This window comes from Alteromonas sp. G4i13 (genome assembly GCF_054960505.1).
Genome location: NZ_JBHNYX010000005.1, coordinates 116,775 through 136,920 on the forward strand (window position 1 = coordinate 116,775; position 20,146 = coordinate 136,920).

Genomic DNA, 20,146 nt, shown 5'->3' on the forward strand with positions numbered 1-20,146 from the left:
TACTGTTAAAGCATTTATATATTAGCCCATGGTGAAATCACCCACGGGCTCTTACAACTTCAAATTACTGAGGCTGCATCACTTTAACTATTATCAGTGACTTCTTGATTAAGCGCCAGTTTTGACAAACTTTCTTGCAGTGCCTCAACGGTGACAGGTTTGGTAACGATGTCGTCCATCCCTGCTTCTTTAAATGACACGTGCCGCTCTTTGAATGCTTCGGCGGTAAGTCCTATAACTGGGGTTTTGCTAAGCTCTCCATCAAGCTTTCGAATGCGTTTTGTCGCTTCAATGCCGTCCATCACTGGCATGTGCACATCCATGAAAACAACATCAATACCGCCCTCTTCTACTCGTGCAGCGGCTTTCAGTCCATTATCAACGTGCTCAACATCACATTTCAGCTGTTCTAAGAGTGCCTGTGCTACCACAGCATTAATGGCATTATCTTCAGCCAACAGAACTTTAATACCTTCTGGTAAGCTAGCGCGCTCTGCTTGTCGCACGGAATCCGAATCGGCCGACGACTCCACCACGCGACGACTCTGCACCTTGGCGGTAACGGTGAAACATGAACCTTCACCGACTTTGCTCACCACCTTAATATCACCACCTAATATTTGTGCAAGCTGCTTTGCAATAGCAAGACCTAGCCCAGTGCCACCGTATTTACGCGTAATTGATGAATCGGACTGCGTAAACTTATCAAAAATATGCTCGAGTCTGTCTGGCTCAATACCAATACCGGTATCTTTAACCGCAATTACCAAATGGTTCTCGCTCACGGTATCCTGTGAAGGCTGTTTGAGTTTGGCGGAAATAGTCACCGTGCCCTTATGAGTAAACTTAATTGCGTTACTCACCAAGTTAATGATTATCTGGCGTAACTTCGTAATATCACTGGTTACTGCCACCGATTCCATGTTCTTACTTTTGTAAACCAAACGCGTACTATTGGCGCTAGCATTGGTACCCAGTAGCGTAATAAGATCATTCAGCATTGCGTCAAGATCGAACTCTGTAACGTCAACTTCTGACATACCTGATTCAATTTTTGAGAGATCCAGAACATCGTTGATAACGGTCGCTAGAATAGACGCCGATGATTTCAAATCGCTGGCATACTGATGCTGTTTATCCGACAGTTGCGTATCAAGAAGTAGCGTTGCTAATCCCTGAATACCGTTCAGTGGGGTGCGAATTTCATGACTCATTACTGCAAGAAAATCCGTTTTTGCGCGGTTTGCTTGCTGAGCTTGAGCAACGTATTGCTCTATTTCACCAGACATTGCCTCAACGTCTCGCGCTAAACTACCTAACTCGTCGTTTTGCTGTAAGTCTATACTGACCTTCTTATGGTCAACCGCAATGCGACTTGCTGCTGATTTTATTTTTTCGATAGGAGAAACAACAAACACCTGTGTGACTCTTCCCATAAGCAAACTGACAATAACGACAGCAAATAGCGTCACTAATGACGTTAGCCACGCAATAGTAGATAGGAAAGATTGCAGTGCGTCAGCAGGCTGTAATACGGTAACTTTCCAATTCCATGGCGCAAATTCCGCACACGCAAATAACACGTCAGCATCGTTAATATTCGACTCACCAAAGGCGACCTTACGACTGGCAATGGTTGCGATTGTCGCATCTTCGACATTAGGAACCACAGTGTGCTCCATCGTACTAAACACCACAGTATCGGCACTCTTGTCACTGATCGCAAAGTGGCGGTCGGTGGCTTGCTGCAACGACTTTAGCTCTTCAAACACTTCCTTTTGATAGGCCTCGCGAAACACAGGCACATTCTCTAGGCCCGACTCAATAAGCAGTTCACGTCTTTCGTCAATGATCTCTAAAACGTTTAATGTAAGCGTCTGAGTGAGGAGCTGATATTCTCTTTCGCGTACTGAATCGTACGCCGTCAAATAAGCCCAATACCCTGTAAGTGCCATACCAATTAATAAAATTGGAATGTAGATAACCAGCAGTTTCGATTTAATCCGCATACTTACTTCTAATTAGGCCTTATTGATACACATGTTTTTTCGACAGCTTCAAGTAATTTGAAGGAATGGGTAACTGCAGTTTGATTGCTGTAGACACATTTACCGCTACAGTGTACGTATCCATTTTATCAACGGGAATGTCCCTCGCCGATTTTTTCTCAAGAATTAGCTTGGCTTTTCTTGCAGCTGATTTGCCAATACTCGCTGGCTCAGATACTACGCCAAGAAGCGCACCTTCTTTCACAGAGGAAATGCTTTCTGCAAATAAAGGAAGCAGTCCCGTAGCTTCTTTTACCTTTGTTACTAAGCCATTCGATTCCGCGAGCGGCCCAGATGAAAGCCAGTAACCATCCAGCTCGTTTGTTTTTTGCTGCAAGCTGTTGATGATGCTGTCAGTCATTTCAACCAGTCCATCATCGCCTTCTATATACGGTGTACTAACAGCAACAAGATTTATGTTCTCGTAGTCATCATTCAGTGCCAGAAGTTGATTAACCAAGTTGCTTGACGATGGGTATGTAGAATGGACTAGACCGATGGTAAAAAGCGATGAGGGCTTAGACGCTCTGAGCACGCCCTCTAACATATCTAGCTTTACCTTTGCGTCTAGCACGTGTGACTCGCCCGTCATGTTGCGTTCACTAACCGCACCAATAGCAGAAACTATTCCTTCTTCAACCGGTGCTGAGACCGCCATAAACAGCTTAGGTACATCAACAAACTCTTCAGACGCATTCAGCGCTCTGGTGGCAAGGGTCGCCACCGATACAATAAGGTCAGGCGCTGGGTTTTGTGCAAGCTCGGTAAGTATCTCCTTAGCACGAACTTCAGAGCCTTCGGCGTTATACGATGTTACGTTAATCTCGTGATCGGGCATAATCCGCGCAAGTTCCTTTTCGAACTCGGCCCGCGAATCAGCGACAATGGGAACAGGCAGTGTTTCAAGAACAATTAGGTCCAGGGTTTCTTTCGCAAAAGCAGCACTAGCGCCCCACATCAAAGATGATAAAGCTAAAAGAAGGGAAAACCAGACCTTTGTCATGACTGTGAACCTAACACAACTAACTGAAAATACGCACATATAGACGTATCATAAAGTTATTCGAAGGTCATTCATAGTGGAAGTTATAACCAAATATTCAATACTGGGAATAGCTGTCTAAAAACTAAGATGCGATTTCCGCAAATGCGTTAACGCTAAACAAGCGCGCTTCTATATCGTAAATCGGCATCGACACGATAATTTCATCAACCCCCGTCGCTTCAACAAACTGAGCTAGCTTGTTTTGCACCGTTTCTTTCGACCCTACCAACGCATACCTCAATACATTCGATAACATTGCTTCGTCAGTCGCCGTACAATATTCTTCAAAGTTAGGCATAGGCTTAGCGAAAGGCCTATTAAGACCGCGTCGCATGTTCATAAATTGCTGCTTCACTGACGTGAATAGGAGTTCAGCCTCTTCATCGGTTTCAGCAATCACCACCATTACACCAGCCATCGCTTTCGGCGCTGATAACTGAGGCGACGGTTTAAACATATTGCGGTACACATGAAGCGCATCGAATAGCGCATCGGGCGCAAAATGCGAGGCGAACGAATATGGCAGCCCCATTTTTGCCGCCACTTGGGCACTGTATAAGCTAGAGCCAAGCAACCACAGGGGGACATGTGTATTTGCCCCAGGTACTGCAACAATCGGCTGCCCGTCTTGCGGTGTACCCAAGTAGTGCTGAAGTTCTTGAATATCTTCTGGGTAACTGTCCACATCGCTTTGCAAATTACGACGAAGCGCGCGTGCGGTTGCCATATCAGTGCCTGGTGCACGGCCAAGTCCAAGCTCTATGCGATTGGGAAATAATTCAGCCAAGGTGCCAAACTGTTCAGCAATGACCAAAGGTGCATGGTTAGGCAGCATAATACCGCCCGCACCAACTTTAATGGTAGCGGTGGCGTTAGCAATGTGCGTTAACACTACTGAGGTGGCAGAACTGGCAACACCATGCATGCCGTGATGCTCGGCTAACCACACACGTTCATAGCCGCAGCGCTCAGCTTCCACAGCCATTAACTTTGAATTGTTTAACGCGTCTTTTACGCCAAACCCTTCAGATATTGGCGCTAAATCTAGCAGTGAGTATGGGATAGCCATGTTGCCTCGCAATGTTGAAACTTGGTATGACTTATAGGTATGACCTTACTCCTCGTTTTACAACTGCCTTACCTGACAAAGTAAGACGGATGGAGAAGGTTTATCGATAAAGTGAGAGTGGTGGAAAGAGAAGTGAAATAATAGTGAGTCATGGGCTTGCAGGAAAGCCACTTAATTAGCAGCCAATAATCGCCTATTGAAAACAAAAAAGCCTGCGCTTTTGTCAGCCGCAGGCTTTGTTTGTGAGCACGAATAAGTGCTTCAGCAGTGTGCTTTATTCCACCGTAACCGACTTCGCCAAGTTACGCGGCTGGTCAACGTCGGTGCCCTTAATTAGCGCTACGTAGTAGCTCAATAGCTGTAGTGGCAAGGTATAAATGATAGGTGCGATTGGTTCATCGCAGTGCGGTACGTTGATAACGCGCATGGTTTCATCACCTTCAAACGCCGCATCCTTATCCGCAAATACGTACATGATGCCGCCACGGGCACGTACTTCTTCAACGTTCGACTTTAGCTTCTCGAGGAGTTCGTTGTTCGGTGCAACCACAATAACGGGCATTTCGTCATCAATAAGCGCAAGTGGGCCGTGTTTCAATTCACCAGACGCATACGCTTCCGCATGAATATAAGAAATCTCTTTAAGCTTAAGCGCTCCTTCCATGGCAATAGGGTATTGATCGCCACGACCTAGGAACAAGCTGTGGTTCTTATCTGCAAATTCTTCAGCTAAATCTTCAATGCCACCAGTTATCGCTAAGGTCTCTTCAAGCTTTGCAGGTAGACTATGAAGCGCAGAGACAATAGCTTTGCTGTCAGCGTCTGTCATGCCGTTTTCTTTGCCCAGTGCTAGGGTAAGCATTAAGAACGCAGTGAGCTGAGTAGTGAAAGCTTTGGTAGACGCAACGCCAATTTCCGCGCCAGCGCGGGTCATAAATGCAAGGTCTGACTCGCGTACTAATGACGAACCCTGAACGTTACAGATAGTCAAACTAGACATATAGCCCAGCTCTTTTGCTAAGCGAAGGGCAGCTAACGTATCGGCTGTCTCACCTGATTGAGAGATAGTAATAAGCAGGCTGTTTGGGTGCACTACTGACTTGCGGTAACGGAATTCTGATGCAATTTCTACGTTGCACGACACATTTGCATATTGTTCTAGCCAATAGCGCGCCGTCATACCCGCATGGTAGCTGGTACCACAGGCAATAATTTGTACATGCTGTACTTTTTTGAATATCTCGTCAGCACCTTTACCAAATATGTCAGCAGTAAGTCCGTTTTCGTCAATACGATCTTTAAGCGCATTACGCACAACGGTTGGCTGCTCGTGAATTTCCTTAAGCATGTAGTGGCGGTAACCCGCTTTGTCACCCGCGTCGTGCTCGATATTCGACTCAATCACTTCGCGTTCAACGGCATTGCCGTCTTTATCGAAGATTTTAACGTCGCGACGAGTAATCTCTGCCACATCGCCTTCTTCTAAAAAGATAAAGCGGCGTGTCACTGGCAATAATGCCATTTGATCTGACGCAATGAAGTTTTCGCCAAGCCCCAAACCAATTACAAGCGGGCTGCCCGAACGTGCAACCACTACGCGACTAGGATCTTCTTTATCCATGATGACGGTGCCATACGCACCGTGGAAGGTTTTAACGGCACTTTGCACAGCGTCTAGTAAAGTCTTACCTGACTTAAGCTCTTCGTGTACGGTGTGAGCAATAGTTTCTGTGTCGGTGTCGCTGGTAAAGGTATAGCCCTGCTCTTTTAACTGTGCTTTTAAGTTAACGTAGTTTTCAATAATACCATTGTGAACAACAGCTACACGTTCAGTTGAAAAGTGTGGGTGCGCATTCGCTTCAGTCACACCACCGTGCGTTGCCCAACGGGTATGAGCAATTCCAGTTGTACCCAAAGCTTCACCTTCTGCCACCGCATCAGCAAGCTCTTGTACTTTGCCTGTACGGCGAATACGCGTAAGCGTGCCGTCGCCTTGCAATAGCGCTACGCCAGCTGAATCATAGCCGCGATACTCCAGTCTTTTTAAACCTTCTAATAGGATTTCAACCACGTTACGCTCAGCTACAGCGCCAACTATTCCACACATAATTATTCTCCACTCGGCGCTGCAATAAGTACTGTCACGCCCTGATTTTCAATATTAAGTTTGTCTTGTTCACAAATGCCTTCATCAGTGATCAAAACAGAAATGTTTTTCCAGCTTAGCTCTAGGTTAGGCATTTTATGCGTTAATTTCTTTGAGCTGGCTACTATAACCACCTTACTAGCCGCCACAGCCATGGCGCGGGTTACACCAATAAGCTCGTTAAAGGTGGTGGTGCCTCTGTTGACATCTATGCCCGCGGCACCAATAAACGCAATGTCAAAACTATAGGCACTAACCAACTGTTCAGCCATAGCGCCTTGAAACGACTGAGATTGGGCATCCCATGTGCCCCCTACCATTAACACCGTCGGCTCTTTTTCACTTTGGGTAAGGTAATTGGCGGTTGATAATGTGTTGGTCATTACCACTAAATCATCGGCATGTGATAAATGGGGTAAGATGGATGCGGTGGTAGACCCGCAGTCTATAACGAGCTTATTGCCCGGTTTGACCAAGCTCGCTGCAAGTTGGCCTATAGCGTTAATTGCTGGGCTAGTAGTTGGATTCGCGAAAGGGTCACTGGTAATAAACTGAGATGGCCCAGCATTTGAGTTGGTAGATGATGGTACAGGCACTGCGCCACCAAACTGTCGAATCAGTAAACCTTGCTGCGAAAGGGCTGCGAGATCTTTTCTAATGGTGACTTCAGACGTAGCAAAACGCACGGCCAAATCTTCAACTTGAGATTGACCATGCTCTTTCACCCACGCCACTATCTGCTGGCGGCGCTGTTCAACCGATTTACTACTTTTCAATATAACCTCATGCTCTTGCCGCCTTCTCGCTAAACCTTTCTGTACGCGTTGTTCCAATTGAGAACAAGCCATGAAAAGTCTGCAAAACAGTCCGCAAACACACCTTCCACATTCAACTGTTTCAACTATAACTTTCAAAACGAAAGTTATTAGTTTTAAAGTGAAAGTATCGTAAGTTAAATTGAAACGACGATCAAGGTAATTGTTTAATTAAACGCCAGCGATTTCTTTTGAGCACTCGCTTTTATGGCTAGCTCAATGACTTTGATAACAGGTACTACCGTACTCGCGTCAGCCGGCGAGAATTTACCATCTTCAATAGCGTGAGCAAGGCGATTGAAAAAGGTGAGATATTCACTCTTCAATGTTGTCACCGGCTCTTCAACTAGCTGGCCGCTTTCATTGACCACAGCCTGCACGCCATGCTCGTTATCTTTTGTAATCGCCCAGTGTTCATCATCAAAGGATAGCTCTGCACGCAATTGATCTTCTTGCGGATCTAAATAGAACTTTCGAAAGCTGCCTTTTGTGCCTTGCAAGTCGTAGCGCAATGTCGCGCTGGCCTGAAAAGCTGAACTACCTAGCTTTACAACTTTATCAACATAGTGAAGTGTTACATCGAACGTGTCATCTGACTGTCCATTTTCACGCAAGGCCTGTATGTTTGCCGACACTTCTTCCGGCTCGCCGAAAAGCTGTAGCGCTTGGTCGATTAAGTGGGGACCTAAATCCCAGAAGATACCGCTTCCTGGCCCTGCATTTTCACGCCACCTGTCTCGTGGTACTGGGCGAAATCGATCGAAGCGGCTTTCCAAACGTTTAATGTCGCCAAGTTTTTCATCGTTAATTAGCTGCTTAATCGTAAGAAAATCGCCATCAAAACGTCTGTTGTGATAAACACAAAGCTGTTTATTTTGAGAATGTGCAAGCTCTACTAAAGCTTCTGCTTCTTCACTATCTAATGTAAATGGCTTTTCTACCAATACGTGACAGCTGTGCTCTAATGCCAGTTGCGCCTGTGGCCCATGAAGGTGATTTGGGGTTGTAATAACCACCAAATCTACATCGTGAATTTTAAGCGCTTCTTCCAACGAGCCATACACTTCAGCATGGGGTAAAACTGCGTTAACCACATCAGGTTTTGAAGAGATAACCACATCGACAGAGAACTGCGGTAGATAATTTAGAAATGGCAAATGAAAGGTTGTGGCGGAAAACCCAAAGCCAACCAGAAGTGTAGATATCATCGCATATCCTTGTGTAACGAGAATTAAGAGGTAAGTAAACACACACTATCAGTAATGATAGATAGGGGGAAACCTTAGATAGTTCATTATTTAGAAGACAGATAGCTGAATGAGTTGCGTTTACAGCGACACAGTAGACGTTAATTTAAGCCCTCTGATTTTGTCATCTTTCTGACTGGACGATAGTTTGATGGGACTGAAGAAGAAACTGGGCTAGCTAATCACTATTTGTGTTTGCCAGCCCTATCTCACCATGTAACCCGTTAGCGAACTTTAATAAGGATACGTCTTTATTTTTTTGTCGGGCGCGGCCAATTTGGAATATTGCGCTGCTTACCGCGGGCAACGGCTAGCGCGTCTTCGTCTACGGTTGACGTGATCACGGAACCAGCACCTACGGTAGCCCCTTTGCCAATGCTTACAGGCGCGACAAGCGACGAGTTTGAGCCGATAAAGGCATTGTCGCCGATGACGGTTTTGGACTTGTTCACACCGTCGTAGTTACAGGTAATTGTGCCTGCGCCAATGTTCGCTTTGGCACCCACTTCTGCATCGCCTAGGTAGGTTAAGTGATTCGCTTTGGCGCCCTCGCCTAAAATAGCCTTCTTCATTTCCACGAAGTTACCCACTTTGGCATTTTTCTGCATTACTGCACCAGGGCGTAGTCGAGCGAAAGGCCCGACCGTACAGGCTTCACCTACACTGGCTTCTTCAACAATAGAATTAGCTTCAATTACAGCGTTATCGGCAATAGTACAGTTGCGCAGAATACAGTTTGCACCAATGTTGACGTTGCTACCAAGTGTCACCTTACCTTCAACAATAACGTTAACGTCGATAATTACGTCGTTACCGGTTTCAAGCTGGCCGCGTAAGTCAAAACGAGTAGGATCCAGCAAGGTCACGCCATTGGTCATTAGCTCCTCGGCTTGGCGACGCTGAAGCGCGCGCTCCAGGTTAGCTAACTGCAAACGATTATTAACGCCTTCCACTTCTACCGCAGACTGTGGCTGTGCTGACTGAATTCGCTTGCCTTCGGCCGCTGCCATGGCAATAACGTCGGTAAGGTAATACTCACCTTGCGCGTTATCATTGCTTAACTCGCCCAACCAGCGCTTAAGATCAACGCCAGACATCATCATCATACCGGTGTTAATTTCTTTAATTTCACGCTGGGCATCAGTGGCGTCTTTGTGCTCAACTATCGCGGTAATGTTGTCATTCTCACGAATAATGCGGCCCATGCCTGTGGGGTCGTCTAAATTTACAGTGAGCAGTGCTAAATCACAGCTCTCCTTCGCAGCTTTTAACGCACTTAGTGTCTCTTCGCGAATAAGTGGCGCGTCGCCAACCAGAACAAGCACGTCTTCATTGTCTTTAATATGAGGTGCCGCTTGCTGAACAGCGTGGCCTGTACCTAACTGTTCTGCCTGTAAGCACCAGTTTAGATTGTCTTCAACAACCGTTGCCTTTAGTTGGTCGCCGCCATGACCGTAGACCAAATGAATATTGTCAGCACCCAGTGATTTTACTGTGTTGATAATTCGCTGCACCATAGGCACACCACCTACTTTGTGTAACACCTTAGGTAACGACGATTTCATACGAGTACCTTTACCCGCCGCTAAAACAACCACTGAGAAAGCCATATAATTCCTTTATTTCGCAAAGAGAATGAAAATCGGAGCATAGTGTAACCAAGGAAATAGCATATGTCAGCGGTTCATTCGTGATAAAAAGCTATTTGCAGAGTGCGAAAACTAGGTGTTTTCCTTCATTGTTATTTAGTCTAAAGTTAATGATAGTCACCTAGTAGTTCAATATTGCAACAGGTATACTTACCATTATAGGTAAAGTTCAGTCAGGCAAGGGAGCATGCGCAGTCTGTGAACACATTTAGAACACTGCATAGAAGCATTTTAGTGTTATTCGCGGTAGTGGTTATCGCTATCGTTACACTGGTACATTTTAGTATTTCCAAGATTGTTGCCGAGCAGAGTCGCGCGCAACAACAGTCACTTTCGCCCGCAATCTCACTTATTGTGGAGCAACTTTTAAAACCACTCCATATTTCAGAAGCTTTGGGGCATTCTACCGAGTTAGTAGACTTGATGGATGGAGAAACGATTGACCAAGAGGCTGTTTTCAAAACATTGGATCGTCTTGAAAATGAGTTTGGGTTGTCTTTCTTTATTGCCAGCGAGGCAGACAGAAAACAATATAATTCTGATGGCAGCATAATTAACCTGATTGAAGGGGAAGTAAGCTGGTATTTCAAGTACAAGGACTACCCTACCGATGCCGTGGCAGATATCGGTAAATGGGAAGACACCCATTTCTATATTGATATAAAGATCCACGATGAAGATGGCCGCTTCTTGGGCTTCTTTGGTGTTGGAAAGAGTCTGCGCAGTTTTATCGAGGTCTTCGATACCTATAAGCAAGAGTACGGCTACGACTTTTTGTTTGTAGATGGTGAGGGTGACATTATGCTGTCTTCTGATCCTAATCTTATTGCGTCTTACTCTGATTTTACCAATTTGTCAGAATTGCCTTGGTATGCCAGCCTTCCCCTTACTATCCAGAACGAGCAGGCACTCAACAATAAATTAGTGACTATCGACCAGAATGATTACCTTATTGCCGAAGTAAAACTTAATCAATTTGGTTGGACGGTGTTTTTACTCAGTCCACTTGAAGAACGCCAGGCTGAAATTTCACAAGCATTTATATTCAGCGTTGTAACACTACTGGTTGTTGTATTCTCGCTGTTTTTGCTTATCTACAATCTGTTGTATTACTTCAGAAAAGACATGCAGCCAGATCTGGTTGTTCGCCATACTAACCGTCTTCCAGAAAAAGAGAATTTACAGCTTATCTACAAAACGCTACTGGCTGAACATAAGTCACTAAGCGTAATGCTGATTAGCATTGATGAGTTTTCTGACATTGTTGACGCTCACGGCAGAAACGCAGGCGACGACTTATTGGATAAAGTTGTGGCGTATTTGGCTGAGCACTTGCGCGAGCAAGATGTACTGGGACGCTGGAGCAGTGCAGAATTCATTATTCTATTGCCACATACCGGCCCGCATGTGGCTTTTGATATGGCACAAAATCTTCGTCACGGCATCGCTACCTTGCCGCCGCTACAAGAGTTACCAGAACTGCTTATTACAGCGTCTATTGGTATATCTTACACTGCGTCACCACGTGCTATGCACGAAGTTACCGCGCACGCGGAAGACGCGCTTTATCAAGCCAAGCGCGACGGCAGCAACTTAGTAAGAATGCAGCTAATAGACTAGCCCAGGTTTGTTTCAATTTAAGCAGGTTTAACCTTAAGGCGTTTTCTTTTGAGAACGCCTGTGGTTAACGCCACACCGAACAAAATCATTAAACCACCCACAATGGTTTGAATTGATAAGTGCTCTTGCAAGAACAGTACACCCCAAATAATGCCAAATAGTGGTACCAAGTAGGCTACAGTAATGGCTTTGGCTGGGCCGATGTCAGCTATGAGTTTGAAATACAAGATATACGCTATGCCCGTGCCACCGACAGCCAGCGCTACCGCATTTACCCATGCATTAACGCTTGGCATTGTTTCTGGCAAGGTCGCAAGCGCGAATGGTGCTAGCATCACGCTGGCCATAGCCTGACTACCTGTAGCGACAACCAGAGGTTTAACCCCCTGCAACCATTTCTTCATCATACACGCCGCTATGCCGTAGCCAGTGGTGGCCAACAATGCAGTCAAAATAGGAAGAAAACTAATATCGCCCTCGCCGAGCTTTTGCTGACTAATAACGGTCACGCCTACAAAGCCTACAAAAAGCCCCGCTACTGCTGACTTTGTTAGTTTGTCACCTAACCACAGCCAAGCGACAATGGCGCCAAACATGGGAGCCGTGGCATTTAAAATGGCATTAACGCCTGCCTCTAAATGCAGGCTGCTGTAATTAAACAGGACGAAAGGCACCGCCGTGTTAGCCATGCCCACCAGCGCAATAGCCAACCAGTGGCGCTTTATGTCTTTTACCGACCCTCGTATTAACAGCAATGGTAGCAATACCGCTGTAGCAAGCACGGTACGAATGGCTACTAATACATAAATGCCAAATTCTGGTGCGGCAACACGCATGAAAATAAATGAACCGCCCCAGATACCGGCTAACACCAGCAGCGAGATAATGTCTCTTATTGCCATTCTTTTATCACCATTTTCTTATCACCCATTCTTTTATAGCCCCAGCACCCCTTGGGCTCCTTCTAAATTAAGTAAATACTGCTTACGCGGTAAACCACCTGCATAGCCCGTTAGGGTTTTATTACTTCCGATTATACGATGGCAAGGCACAACAATAGCAATAGGGTTACGACCATTTGCCATACCCACGGCGCGGACAGCTTTTGGGTTGCCAATGGCTTTTGCGATATCTAAATAGCTAGCGGTTTCGCCGTATTTAACGTGCTGCAAGGCATCCCACACCTGATTCTGAAACGCCGTACCTTTAGGGCAAAGCGGTAGGTCAAACTCGCGTAACGTGCCGTCAAAGTATGCCTGTAATTGACTGCACGCTGCTTCGGTGATGGCGTTTTTTTGCGAATGAAAGCCGTTGCTTAGCATGCTTTCTTGCGCTGCAGTTTCTCTGCCTATAACCCCCTGCTTCGCGTTGGCCGTATTATCTGATTCAGCGGCACTCACGAACTCGATAGCCGTTATGCCTTTATCAGTGGCTTCAATTTTAACAAGCCCCTGTATGCTGTTCACGAAATCTGTATATTTCATACTAACGACTCTCTTTACTGATTGCTTAACTGCCACAATTGAAGGGTTAAATAACTGCGCCAAGGTGCCGCTTTTTCAGGCGCTATGGGGTACTGCTGCGCCATTTTACGAACGATTAAATCACCGCCAAGGTAAATATCAGGGTTTCTCTCCCCCCGCATTTTTAAATAGTCGAGCGTCCACGGGCCCACGCCTTTAATGGCGAGTATGTCTTCATGGCTTGGCATGTTACCGTTTATGAATAAACGAGCAAAATGACGCACGGCTTCCTTCCTCGCCTGTGGCATACGTAAGAATTCAAGACTGTTTTCGGCCACACTTTCAGGCGAGGGAAAGCTGTAGCGTTCACTCGTTGTAGATTCAAGACCGTTTGACGGGAGTGCATCAGAGACCGTTTCGCCCAGCTGATGTACCAGTAAAGTCACCTGGCCAATAGCCGCTTTTACACTAACTTGCTGGCCTACAATAGCCCGACAACCACTTTCAAATACGCTCCATGCACTGGGAAGGCGTAGCCCATGCGTTAACTTGCTCGGCGGTAACCCAGACTGCAATAGGCTTTGTTCAATTAAAAGCGGGTCAGCGTGAAGATCTAGTACCTGCTTTATGTTTTCAATTATCGTATGAAGACGACCTAAATCAGGCATGTCGATGAGAAGTTTGAATCCGTGGCGCACCTCGTCGTGAATGGCTTTAAAAAAGCCTAAACTTTCATTGCATGAAAAGTATCGTTCATAGCTCTCGTTCGTTACTCGTTCCATCCCTTCAATAGCGCGGGTTGCCAAGAAATCTCGTACATAGGGCCAATTGTACGGCGGCCGATATGAAAGAAATAAAGAGATAGCCTTTTGTTGAACCGGCTCTTTTTTTCTAAGCTGGGTAGGAGACGTAGCGCAATATTGCTCTATGGCCCGCTGCAGTTGTCTCAGTGATTGATAGCCTGCCGTAATTGCGATATCTGTCATAGATAAATGAGTTTGTTGAATAAGCTGCTTTGCAAACAAAGTGCGCTGCATATTTTGAAACTGCTTAGGCGGTATGCCCACAGCATTGACGACCAACTTATTAAGGTAACGCTCACTAATACCCAACCGCATAGCAATATCCGCAACCCGCTCAATGGGAATAACAGATAGCAGCGACAACGCTCGGTTAATCGTTGCGCCCACGCCTTTCCACGCCGCTGAACGAGGTGCACTGTCTGGTCTGCAGCGAAAACATGGACGATAACCATGTGCCATTGCCTGTGTGGCGTGTTGAAAGTAAGTCACATTCTCTTCTTTAGGAAGTCGCGCTGGACAGATTGGCCTACAAAAAATACCGGTTGTTTTTACCGCCACAAAAAATCGTCCGTCAAAGCGCGGATCTCTGCTAAGTCTTGCTTTTGAAAGCACTGACTCAGCAGTTGTTGAGTTTTCTGAAGCCCCCATGTCTGAGACAAAAAGATTGTCTGGCATTAGAATGCGCTTCCCACCTGTCGTTTATCACCTTTATCTAGTGTATCGTGCATTGGCCCTGTTGGTGCGACAAAATCAGAACTCAATAATTACAAATCTTGCTAGTCGAACTTTTCTTCCTTTCTTGCATATTCTTACAACGGTTCGCTTACCGCTAGAATAAATCAAATCATTGAAGAGATAGTGAGCATAATTAGCGACATTTGATCATTGGAGCAGCTAAACGCATAATAATGCGATAATAATAATGAGCGCCTGATGGATGTATCAGAAAACCACAGGCTTAACGAGCTGACTGTATGCTGAACTCTTTGCGCACCTTCAAGCTGCGCCTGTCTAAAATTTGGCTGATAGCGATGCTAATGGTCATTACACAAAGCGCTTTTGCGGATTGGCTTGATGACTATGCTAGTTACGTTCAAAAGGAAGCCTCAAAATACAACGTGCCTGGTTATGCGTTTGTGTTTTATGAACAGGGCAAAGCGCCAAGGGTTTACGTATATGGAAGTACCCGCAAACGCGGCGGAGAGAAAGTTACAGAGAACACAGTATTCAGGCTAGCTTCTGTTTCAAAAACCTTTACTGCGTTGTTGTCAGCTAAACTTGTAGAAAAAAACCAGCTTAGTTGGGAAACACCGATAACCACCTTATTACCCGACATTCCTTTTAAAGGCAAAGGAATGAATGCGCTGCAACTGCAACATATCGTTGGCCAATCTAGTGGCTTTATGCCCAACGCTTACGACAACCTTATTGAAGCTGACTACTCGCTGGAGCGCGTGCTTAAATCCCTGGGCGAGCTTGAACCACTGTGTGCGCCGGGTGAATGCTATACCTATCAAAATGCACTCTTTGGTGCGCTGGAATACTACTTCAGCAACAATAATACCTCTTACTCACGACAGCTTCAGGCCAACCTGTTTGCACCACTAGGTATGAAAACAGCCAGTGTTGGAAAAGGCGGATTGCTTGCATCAGAATCATGGGCTCAACCTCATATTGCTATCGCCAGAAATAAATGGCGCGAAGGAAAGGTAGAAAGCAACTACTACCGGTTCTCTCCAGCTGCTGGCGTTAACGCTAGCATTTCAGATATGACGATTTATCTGCAAGCGCTGCTAGGCGAGTTCCCCACGGTCATATCCGATGAAATGGTGGACTATGTCACTACAGAGCGCGTGAAAACGAAGCGTGAAACCTACCGCAGAGGTTGGCGCGGCATGATTGACGATGCTCACTATGGTTTGGGTTGGCGTATTTACGACTTAAATGGATTACAGCTTAACTATCATGGGGGTTGGGTAAAAGGCTATCGCGCTGACGTGGCGTTTTTGCCTGAACACAAAGTTGGCTATGTGATGCTGATGAACGCAGAGTCGAATATGATTAATTCAACGACAGCCGAGTTTTGGAAGCGTTACTTGAAAAAAGCCGACGCAGATAAGTAATATCGGCATCGTCTTTTAGGTACTTTCATTCAGATATTAAACACTACTGTTTTAGATAGGTATAACCTGCCAAACAGTTTTCGTAAAAATCAGTCCAGCGAACCCCTTCACGAGGGTTCAATTTTCCGTCCCACACTTGCTTGTCTATCATGCGTTTTACGTCTGATGCCATTGCGCGCGGGTTATACTGCATAACGTTAAGTACATCTTCTACCGATGACCCCTTCACCACTTCTTCAATGTAAAAGTCTTCAGGATCGTCGTCATAGCTGTAAATATGCACTTCATTTAAGCGACCAAACAAGTTGTGCATGTCGCCCATAACGTCTTGATAAGCGCCCGTTAAGAACAAACCAATGTAGTACGGCTCATCTTTCTTAAGTGGGTGCATTGGCAGTACGTCAGTAATTTCACGGCCAATAGTGAACTGATCAATTTTACCGTCGCTATCACAGGTAATATCCACTAGCGAGCAATTGACCGTTGGCTCTTCATTCATACGAATAAGAGGCACTACCGGCAGCAGCTGGTCGATGGCCCATGTATCAGCAGCCGACTGGAATACAGAGAAGTTACAAAGGTACTGAGACGACAAACTGTAATCTAGCTCTTGAAGCTCTTCTGGAACATATTCTTCGTTGCGATACCACTGCTGTAAGCGACCCATAATTTGCCAGTACAGCGTTTCGATTTTGCCCAGCTCTTCAAGTGACAACACGCGTAATTTAAATGCATCTAGCGCTTGCTCTTTATACTGCGACGCATCGTTGTAAATTTCATGCATGTTCGTTTGTTCATCAAACGTGTCTGCAAGTTCGCGCATATTCTTAAGGAAGAAGTGTTCACCCGCTTTTGCTGATGTATCCATTTGCGACGCATTCGACTTAATTTCGCCCACAATTTCCGTGATAACACAGCTGTGATGCGCAGTGATTGCACGTCCACTTTCACTAACCAGATGCGGATGCGGTACGCCTTCAAGGTCGCACATTTCCTTCATGCCATAGACAACGTCAGCAACATACTCTTGCATGCTGTAGTTACGCGACGATTCATTAGTTGAATTACTGCCGTCGTAATCGATACCAAGGCCACCACCTACATCAACATAATCTAGCTCGAAGCCCATTTTGTGAAGGTCTGCGTAAATACGCGCGCCTTCGGTTACCGCTTCTTTAACCGCACGAATGTCGGTTAATTGGCTACCAATATGGAAATGGAGTAGCTTTAAGCAGTGCCCCATGCCTTGCTCTTCAAGGTAGCGGGCTGCGTTAATGATCTCAGTAATGGTTAAACCGAATTTCGCACGTTCACCACCAGAGCTTTCCCACTTACCACGACCTTTCACCGTCATTTTTGAGCGCACACCAATGATAGGATCGATATCCAGCTCTTTGGCTATTTTTACCAGAAGAAGAAGCTCGGTGTATTTTTCAACTACTACCACAACGCGGCGACCCAGCTTTCTGCCTAACAGCGCAAGACGCATAACTTCGTCGTCTTTATAACCATTAAGGATTGTCAGCGACTCTTCATTGGTATTCATGGCAAGCACAGTCAGAAGCTCGGCTTTTGACCCCGCTTCTAAGCCATAGTTAAATGGCTTGCCCGCATCGACAATTTCCTCAACGACTTCGCGCATTTGGTTTACTTTTACCGGATACACACCTTGGTACTGGCCTTGGTATTCGGCTTCTTCGATGGAGCTTCTAAATGCTTTGTTCAAGCCTGCAACTTGCGAGCGCAGAATATCGTGGAAGCGCACAACAACAGGAAACTGTACGCCTTCTTTACGGATATCTTCAATTACCGAATTAAAGTCGATTCGAATGCTAGGATCTTCAGGAACAGGGGTAATATGGACGTTGCCGTTTTCACCAATTTGAAAATAGCCGCCACCCCATTGAGACACGCCGTAGACGCGCTCCGCTTCTTCGATGCTCCAATCTGACAATTTATTCACCTATTTGTAAGTGGGCTAGGCCAATACCTAGCATAGAAAGTGCGAAAATAAGCAGCGTATTATAGTCAACGTAAGACTGAACGCGATAGTTGTTGCGATATAAAATATCTATTGTCGCGACGAATTTTGTTTATCGAACGCGGGCTTTTTTAGCCTATCCAAGTTCGAACATAATCTAAAACGACGTTATCTGCTTTTTCTTCACAAAGGGTTATAAACTCTGAGATGCTTTGAGTACGTTCAAGTTCAAATCCCAGTTTAATTGATGGCGCGCTAAAAAACTTCTCTGCAATATGATCAGCATCTGTTGCTTCATCTTCCAGCCATGTCTCGCTGAGCTGACTTCGCCTATCTAACTTAATGGGCGCTTTTATTTGATTGAAGGTATCAGAATTGGGGATTTGCCAACTACGCATGTCTACAAATAAGTGAAAGGGTCGGCCTTTACGGGTTTTCAAGCAATCAGAAAGCTTAGCAAGGTACTGAATGTTCGTGGACATATCCCACTTACCGCGAAGCGTGACCAAAATACAATTTCTAAACGGCTCAATATGAAAAGGGGTCGTAGACATTTACTCGTACATCTCTATGCGACTATATGAATAGCTAACTCAACATCTATACCATTCACATACTAGAGCTGATAAGCATCAACTACAACTATAGTTGAGTACTTTATAATTAAGTTTAATACCCAATAAAAAGGCCTGTGTTTAAACAGGCCTTTATAGAAGATGTATCAAAGAGATGCGCTGTATTAGTCGTCTCCGAACTCGCGAATAATGCTGTTAATGGTGTCTTTAGCGTCACCCAGAACCATGCGCGTGTTGTCCTTGAAAAACAGCGGGTTGTCTACACCGGCAAAACCGGCATTCGCAGAACGCTTAAGTACGAAGACCGTTTTCGCACGATGTGCTTCGATAACTGGCATTCCGTAAATAGGGCTGCCTTTCATCTCTTTGGCTGCTGGGTTAACTACATCGTTTGCACCGATAACAATAACTACGTCATAGTTTTCCATACGAGGGTTAACGTCATCCATCTCGTATAGTTGGTCATAAGGCACGTCAGCTTCTGCCAATAACACGTTCATATGGCCCGGCATACGCCCCGCTACAGCGTGAATGGCGTAATCAACCGTACAGCCATTTTCCTCTAGCAACGACTGAAGTTCACGTACCGCATGCTGCGCTTGCGCAACCGCCATACCATAACCAGGCACCACCAGTACTGCTTGCGCTGCTTCTAATACATAAAATGCATCTTGCGCCGACAGTACTTTAATCTCGCCTTCTATTTTCTCGCCGGCTTCTACTGGCTTGGCAAAGCCAGATAACAGCACATTCATCAGCGAGCGGTTCATGGCCTTACACATAATATTGGTAAGAATTAAGCCTGAAGCGCCTACTAGTAGACCGGTAACAATCAATATTGTGTTACCTGTAGCAAGACCTGCCGCCGACGCTGCTACACCTGAGTAGCTATTTAAAAGCGCAATAACCACCGGCATATCTGCACCACCAATTGAAATGGTAGCCCACAAGCCGAAGCTTAGTGACAACGCAATAGCACAGTAAATCCAAAGTGGGTTGCTTGGGTCGGTAGTAAAGAAATAACCTATCACCACCATGCCAATTAGATGCAAGATGCTTAGCTCGCGAAGCCCTGTGAAAATAACGGCTTTAGAGCTCATTTTTCCTGACAACTTACCCCAGGCTACCACCGAGCCAGAGAACGTAATGCCCCCAACTAAAATTGTGAAAAACAGGGTAATAAAAGTGAACGCACTTTCAGTTTTAAGAGTAATTAGGCTCATTCCGGCTAATGTTGCCCAACCCAGAAGCAATGACGCTGCGCCACCAAAGCCATTAAATAACGACACCATTTCTGGCATTGCCGTCATTTCAACGGTCTTAGCTTTCCACGCACCAAAGGCGCCACCAATAACAAAACCTAGCAGGATGTAGTGATAGCTAATAATCTGCTGGTCAAGCAGGGTGACGACGACAGCAACCAGCATACCAATGGCAGAAATAAAGTTACCTTTTTTCGCGGTATCTGGATGGCTAAGTAACTTAAGTCCTAGTATAAATAGTGCCGCAGCTACTACGTACGCAAGGTTTATTACGGTTACGATATCACTCACTTGCGTACT

The 20,146-nt window shown here is 45.6% G+C and carries 15 protein-coding genes; 2 read left to right on the forward strand and 13 right to left on the reverse strand.

Features of this window, described 5'->3' with window-relative positions:
- Positions 1-83 precede the first annotated feature (83 nt).
- From ACFI6J_RS03775 to glmU, 7 genes are all read right to left on the reverse strand, one after another.
- The gene (locus ACFI6J_RS03775) at positions 84-2,009 is read right to left on the reverse strand and encodes an ATP-binding protein (RefSeq protein WP_156078989.1); all 1,926 of its coding nucleotides are present in this window, start codon (positions 2,007-2,009) and stop codon (positions 84-86) included.
- A gap of 19 nt (positions 2,010-2,028) precedes the next feature.
- Positions 2,029-3,051, reverse strand: a complete 1,023-nt coding sequence (locus ACFI6J_RS03780; RefSeq protein ID WP_156078990.1) for an ABC transporter substrate-binding protein — start codon at positions 3,049-3,051, stop codon at positions 2,029-2,031.
- Positions 3,052-3,175: 124 nt separating this feature from the next.
- Positions 3,176-4,162 carry an LLM class flavin-dependent oxidoreductase gene (locus tag ACFI6J_RS03785; RefSeq protein WP_156078991.1) on the reverse strand — a complete coding sequence of 329 codons (987 nt, stop codon included), beginning with the start codon at positions 4,160-4,162 and terminating at the stop codon, positions 3,176-3,178.
- A 274-nt stretch (positions 4,163-4,436) separates the two neighbouring features.
- Positions 4,437-6,269, reverse strand: a complete 1,833-nt coding sequence (gene glmS, locus ACFI6J_RS03790) for a glutamine--fructose-6-phosphate transaminase (isomerizing) (RefSeq protein ID WP_014951234.1) — start codon at positions 6,267-6,269, stop codon at positions 4,437-4,439.
- Between the two features lie 2 nt (positions 6,270-6,271).
- Positions 6,272-7,084 carry a DeoR/GlpR family DNA-binding transcription regulator gene (locus ACFI6J_RS03795; protein ID WP_462585710.1) on the reverse strand — a complete coding sequence of 271 codons (813 nt, stop codon included), beginning with the start codon at positions 7,082-7,084 and terminating at the stop codon, positions 6,272-6,274.
- Between the two features lie 206 nt (positions 7,085-7,290).
- Positions 7,291-8,331, reverse strand: a complete 1,041-nt coding sequence (locus ACFI6J_RS03800; RefSeq protein ID WP_462585712.1) for a Gfo/Idh/MocA family oxidoreductase — start codon at positions 8,329-8,331, stop codon at positions 7,291-7,293.
- A 290-nt stretch (positions 8,332-8,621) separates the two neighbouring features.
- Entirely contained in the window at positions 8,622-9,980 is a 1,359-nt protein-coding gene (gene glmU / locus ACFI6J_RS03805; RefSeq protein ID WP_462585714.1) for a bifunctional UDP-N-acetylglucosamine diphosphorylase/glucosamine-1-phosphate N-acetyltransferase GlmU, read from the reverse strand.
- A gap of 237 nt (positions 9,981-10,217) precedes the next feature.
- Between glmU and ACFI6J_RS03810 the strand changes: the two genes are divergently transcribed.
- Positions 10,218-11,639: a sensor domain-containing diguanylate cyclase gene (locus tag ACFI6J_RS03810; RefSeq protein ID WP_014977725.1), complete on the forward strand. Its 1,422-nt coding sequence runs from the start codon at positions 10,218-10,220 to the stop codon at positions 11,637-11,639.
- A gap of 17 nt (positions 11,640-11,656) precedes the next feature.
- Here ACFI6J_RS03810 and ACFI6J_RS03815 read toward each other — a convergent pair whose 3' ends face one another.
- From ACFI6J_RS03815 to ACFI6J_RS03825, 3 genes are read right to left on the reverse strand one after another with little or no spacing between them, the layout of a single operon-like run.
- The gene (locus tag ACFI6J_RS03815) at positions 11,657-12,541 is read right to left on the reverse strand and encodes a DMT family transporter (protein WP_014951239.1); all 885 of its coding nucleotides are present in this window, start codon (positions 12,539-12,541) and stop codon (positions 11,657-11,659) included.
- Between the two features lie 33 nt (positions 12,542-12,574).
- Positions 12,575-13,123: a methylated-DNA--[protein]-cysteine S-methyltransferase gene (locus ACFI6J_RS03820; protein WP_462585716.1), complete on the reverse strand. Its 549-nt coding sequence runs from the start codon at positions 13,121-13,123 to the stop codon at positions 12,575-12,577.
- A 14-nt stretch (positions 13,124-13,137) separates the two neighbouring features.
- The gene (locus tag ACFI6J_RS03825; RefSeq protein WP_462585718.1) at positions 13,138-14,580 is read right to left on the reverse strand and encodes a DNA-3-methyladenine glycosylase 2 family protein; all 1,443 of its coding nucleotides are present in this window, start codon (positions 14,578-14,580) and stop codon (positions 13,138-13,140) included.
- A 299-nt stretch (positions 14,581-14,879) separates the two neighbouring features.
- Between ACFI6J_RS03825 and ACFI6J_RS03830 the strand changes: the two genes are divergently transcribed.
- On the forward strand, positions 14,880-16,028 hold the full coding sequence (locus ACFI6J_RS03830) for a serine hydrolase domain-containing protein (RefSeq protein WP_039229068.1): 1,149 nt from the start codon (positions 14,880-14,882) through the stop codon (positions 16,026-16,028).
- Between the two features lie 43 nt (positions 16,029-16,071).
- Here the strand turns inward: ACFI6J_RS03830 and speA are convergent, their stop codons facing one another.
- From speA to ACFI6J_RS03845, 3 genes are all read right to left on the reverse strand, one after another.
- Positions 16,072-17,982, reverse strand: a complete 1,911-nt coding sequence (speA, locus tag ACFI6J_RS03835) for a biosynthetic arginine decarboxylase (RefSeq protein ID WP_462585720.1) — start codon at positions 17,980-17,982, stop codon at positions 16,072-16,074.
- A 158-nt stretch (positions 17,983-18,140) separates the two neighbouring features.
- Positions 18,141-18,563, reverse strand: a complete 423-nt coding sequence (locus ACFI6J_RS03840; RefSeq protein ID WP_156087190.1) for an arginine decarboxylase — start codon at positions 18,561-18,563, stop codon at positions 18,141-18,143.
- Positions 18,564-18,748: 185 nt separating this feature from the next.
- Positions 18,749-20,137, reverse strand: a complete 1,389-nt coding sequence (locus ACFI6J_RS03845; protein ID WP_014951244.1) for an NAD(P)(+) transhydrogenase (Re/Si-specific) subunit beta — start codon at positions 20,135-20,137, stop codon at positions 18,749-18,751.
- Positions 20,138-20,146: the final 9 nt, after the last annotated feature.

What these genes read in the sequence shown, in the direction of transcription:
- ACFI6J_RS03800 (WP_462585712.1), bottom strand. Translation starts at nt 8,331, where the DNA reads ATGATATCTACACTTCTGGTTGGCTTTGGGTTTTCCGCCACAACCTTT.
- ACFI6J_RS03785 (WP_156078991.1), bottom strand. Translation starts at nt 4,162, where the DNA reads ATGGCTATCCCATACTCACTGCTAGATTTAGCGCCAATATCTGAAGGG.
- ACFI6J_RS03820 (WP_462585716.1), bottom strand. Translation starts at nt 13,123, where the DNA reads ATGAAATATACAGATTTCGTGAACAGCATACAGGGGCTTGTTAAAATT.
- ACFI6J_RS03780 (WP_156078990.1), bottom strand. Translation starts at nt 3,051, where the DNA reads ATGACAAAGGTCTGGTTTTCCCTTCTTTTAGCTTTATCATCTTTGATG.
- glmU (WP_462585714.1), bottom strand. Translation starts at nt 9,980, where the DNA reads ATGGCTTTCTCAGTGGTTGTTTTAGCGGCGGGTAAAGGTACTCGTATG.
- ACFI6J_RS03815 (WP_014951239.1), bottom strand. Translation starts at nt 12,541, where the DNA reads ATGGCAATAAGAGACATTATCTCGCTGCTGGTGTTAGCCGGTATCTGG.
- ACFI6J_RS03775 (WP_156078989.1), bottom strand. Translation starts at nt 2,009, where the DNA reads ATGCGGATTAAATCGAAACTGCTGGTTATCTACATTCCAATTTTATTA.
- ACFI6J_RS03840 (WP_156087190.1), bottom strand. Translation starts at nt 18,563, where the DNA reads ATGTCTACGACCCCTTTTCATATTGAGCCGTTTAGAAATTGTATTTTG.
- glmS (WP_014951234.1), bottom strand. Translation starts at nt 6,269, where the DNA reads ATGTGTGGAATAGTTGGCGCTGTAGCTGAGCGTAACGTGGTTGAAATC.
- ACFI6J_RS03830 (WP_039229068.1), top strand. Translation starts at nt 14,880, where the DNA reads ATGCTGAACTCTTTGCGCACCTTCAAGCTGCGCCTGTCTAAAATTTGG.
- ACFI6J_RS03825 (WP_462585718.1), bottom strand. Translation starts at nt 14,580, where the DNA reads ATGCCAGACAATCTTTTTGTCTCAGACATGGGGGCTTCAGAAAACTCA.